Below are 2,544 nucleotides of genomic sequence, written 5' to 3'. Positions count from 1 at the left end.
GTAAGCGTCAAATAAAACAGTGTATAGAAAAATAACCGCCAACCTTTTATACTGAAAGCTCAACAGTTATTGACATAGTTCTTTTACTATGGGATTCCAGGGCAGGTAATCATCCAGATATTCGGGATGTTCCAGGAAAGTGCTTCCCGGCATGTCCGCCAGGATATATTTCAGGTACTTCATTGGGGCAAGTCCATTTGCTTTGGCAGTTTCAACCAGTGTATAGATCCCCGCACTTGCGGCGGCTCCTTTCGGACTTCCTGCAAACAGCCAGTTCTTTCTTCCGATCACGAATGGCCGGATGCAGTTTTCTGCGAGCGAATTACTAATCGAACAATGTCCATCTTCCAGATAATTGAAGAATTCCTGACGGTTATTTAATGCATAATAAAACGCTTTGGAAAGTTTGGACTTTGGCAACTCGGAAGCAGCACTTTTTTCTGTCCACGCCCAAAAAGCCTCGAGAAGCGGTTTCTCGCGGATAAGACGTTCTTTTTTCTTTTGCTCAGGAGAAAGATCCTCCAGTTCGGCCTCTATATTAAAAAGTTTATTCAGCCAGAGGATTGCCTCTGCGGGTTTTGACGCTTCAGGGGTATGGACATCCTTAGGGAGCGCATCTACAAAAGCCCGGCGCAGATGGGTATAGCACAGGCATCGTTTTACTCCGGTAAGCCCATTGTATCCGGAATAAGCATCTGTATGGATATAACCTTCATATCCTTTCAGGAATGCTTCCGGATATTTTCCGCCCCGTCCAGGCTGGTACTCAAAATACCGGATAGGATTTTCCGCCCCCTTCATGCTGCAGTAAACCCACATATAAGAATCGGAAGTATTCTTCCGCCCAGGTTCTTTCAGTACCTGTACATGAGTTTCATCGATATGCAGATATCTCTGATTCAGAAGTTCCTGCCTGAGACGATGAACGATGTGCTGGAGCCAATCCCGGTAGACGACCAGAAGCCAGTTTGACATGGTCGCCCTACTTAAACGAAATCCCAGAGCCTCCCACTCTTTTTCCTGACGGTACAGTGGAATGCCTAATTCAAACTTTTGATGGATGAGCCATGCAAGCGTAGACGCAGACGCCAGGGAATGCATAACAGGGGGATAGGGCACTGGGGCTTTCTCCATATAAGGAGTTCCTTTTTTGCGGCAGGACCTGCATTCATAAGTTTCCCTGTAATGGTCGACCACCTTCAGCTTTGCGGGAATAAACTGTACCTCCGTACGGACAAACTCCTCCCCGACTTTTACCATGGTACTTCCGCATTTTTCACAGATCTGTTCTCTTTCATCCATAGTATGGAGTACCTTACTGTGGGGAATGTTTTTGACCAATTCCTCCCGCTGGCCGGCATACTTCCTTTTACGGAGATGCTTTTCCACTTCAACAAGATCCGGCTCGGGAGCATCGGGATCAGCAGAGGATTCAATCTCATTAAAAAGAGACATCTGCCCCTCTATTTCGAGAGTAGATGTCTTCTCAGATTTTGTTCCATAAAGTTTTCGGGTCAGGAAATCAACCTGCTCTTTCAGGAGCCGGATCTGCTGTTCCAGTTCTTTGATATGCTCTTTATATTCCTGTTCCTTGTTTGGCATGAGCTGAAAATCCTTCCGTTTCGATGGTTTTAGTATACCATAAAAAGGTCAGTTTTCCCAGTATTTATAAGGATTTTTCGTACGAATCAGACTTGTTTGGAAGCCATTTTTTCACTGCTCTTGGCTGCTCTGGATTCAAACCCTCCAGAAGCCAGCGGAGCTGTTGTTCAGATATCTGTTTTGCTTCCTCACCAGTCCGCGGCCATTGAAGCTGTCCGCTTTCGTACCGTTTGTATAAAAGGCAGAAACCATCCCCTTCATAGTGAACCGCTTTGATCCGGTCAGCCCGTCTGCCGCAGAATAGAAACAATGAATTACTGTATGGATCCAGCTTGAAGTTGTACTGGATGATATCAACCAGTCCATTGATCTGTTTTCTCATATCGGTATAGCCGCAACGGATATATATTTTTTCCACACGTGAAATATCTCCTAGCATGACTGCACAGCTTTCAGGATTGTAGACAGCAGCTCACAGGAGATATCTTCAAAAACTTCAACCGTTATGGTTCCGATATGGAGTACCACTGCAGGATCCGAACGGGTAGCGTGTCTACCAGGAAGAGGAATTTCTGCAAACTCAGAGGCCGGATTTTGCAAAAGCGTATACTGATCTGCTGTTGCATGAATTCCGTTATTCTTACGAGGCAGATCCTCCAGGGCAAGTTTTCGGATTTTTGCAATCCAGTAATAATAACTTTTTAAAGAAATGTTATGCTGTTCACACCATGCCTGATTCGTCAGTCCAGAGGCTCTGCATTGCCGGATTACCTCCAGCCAGTATTGAAGTTTCACCTGCTTATCAGGGGTTAAAGAAGAAATGTCCATGAGTTCTCTCCTTTTTCTGTATTTAGAGTTTTTGGTGTAAAGCCTAAAAACTCTAACCCTAAGTTTACAGGAAAACTCTAAAGATTTCGCTACACATTCTTATTTGACGCTTAC

General features: G+C 44.9%; 3 protein-coding genes. All 3 read right to left on the bottom strand.

Going from position 1 to position 2,544, the window contains the following annotated elements; translation table 11 throughout:
• Positions 1-66 precede the first annotated feature (66 nt).
• Entirely contained in the window at positions 67-1,602 is a 1,536-nt protein-coding gene (locus tag AB5618_RS21245) for an IS66 family transposase (protein WP_148462458.1), read from the bottom strand.
• A 64-nt stretch (positions 1,603-1,666) separates the two neighbouring features.
• Positions 1,667-2,020, bottom strand: coding sequence for an IS66 family insertion sequence element accessory protein TnpB (gene tnpB / locus AB5618_RS21240; protein WP_173702600.1), 354 nt, complete (start codon positions 2,018-2,020; stop codon positions 1,667-1,669).
• Between the two features lie 14 nt (positions 2,021-2,034).
• Positions 2,035-2,430: an IS66 family insertion sequence element accessory protein TnpB gene (locus AB5618_RS21235; RefSeq protein WP_148462460.1), complete on the bottom strand. Its 396-nt coding sequence runs from the start codon at positions 2,428-2,430 to the stop codon at positions 2,035-2,037.
• Positions 2,431-2,544 lie beyond the last annotated feature (114 nt).

The organism is Ruminococcus sp. J1101004sp1_RTP21198st1_B9_RTP21198_201120, from assembly GCF_040924245.1.
In the GTDB taxonomy this organism is placed as follows: Bacteria; Bacillota; Clostridia; order Lachnospirales; family Lachnospiraceae; genus Blautia_A; species Blautia_A faecis.
Note: the sequence above shows the minus strand (reverse complement) of the source record. Positions and strands in the feature narration are given on the sequence as shown.

Coding starts and splice junctions, on each gene's coding strand:
- AB5618_RS21245 (WP_148462458.1), bottom strand. CDS start 1,602: ATGCCAAACAAGGAACAGGAATATAAAGAGCATATCAAAGAACTGGAA.
- AB5618_RS21235 (WP_148462460.1), bottom strand. CDS start 2,430: ATGGACATTTCTTCTTTAACCCCTGATAAGCAGGTGAAACTTCAATAC.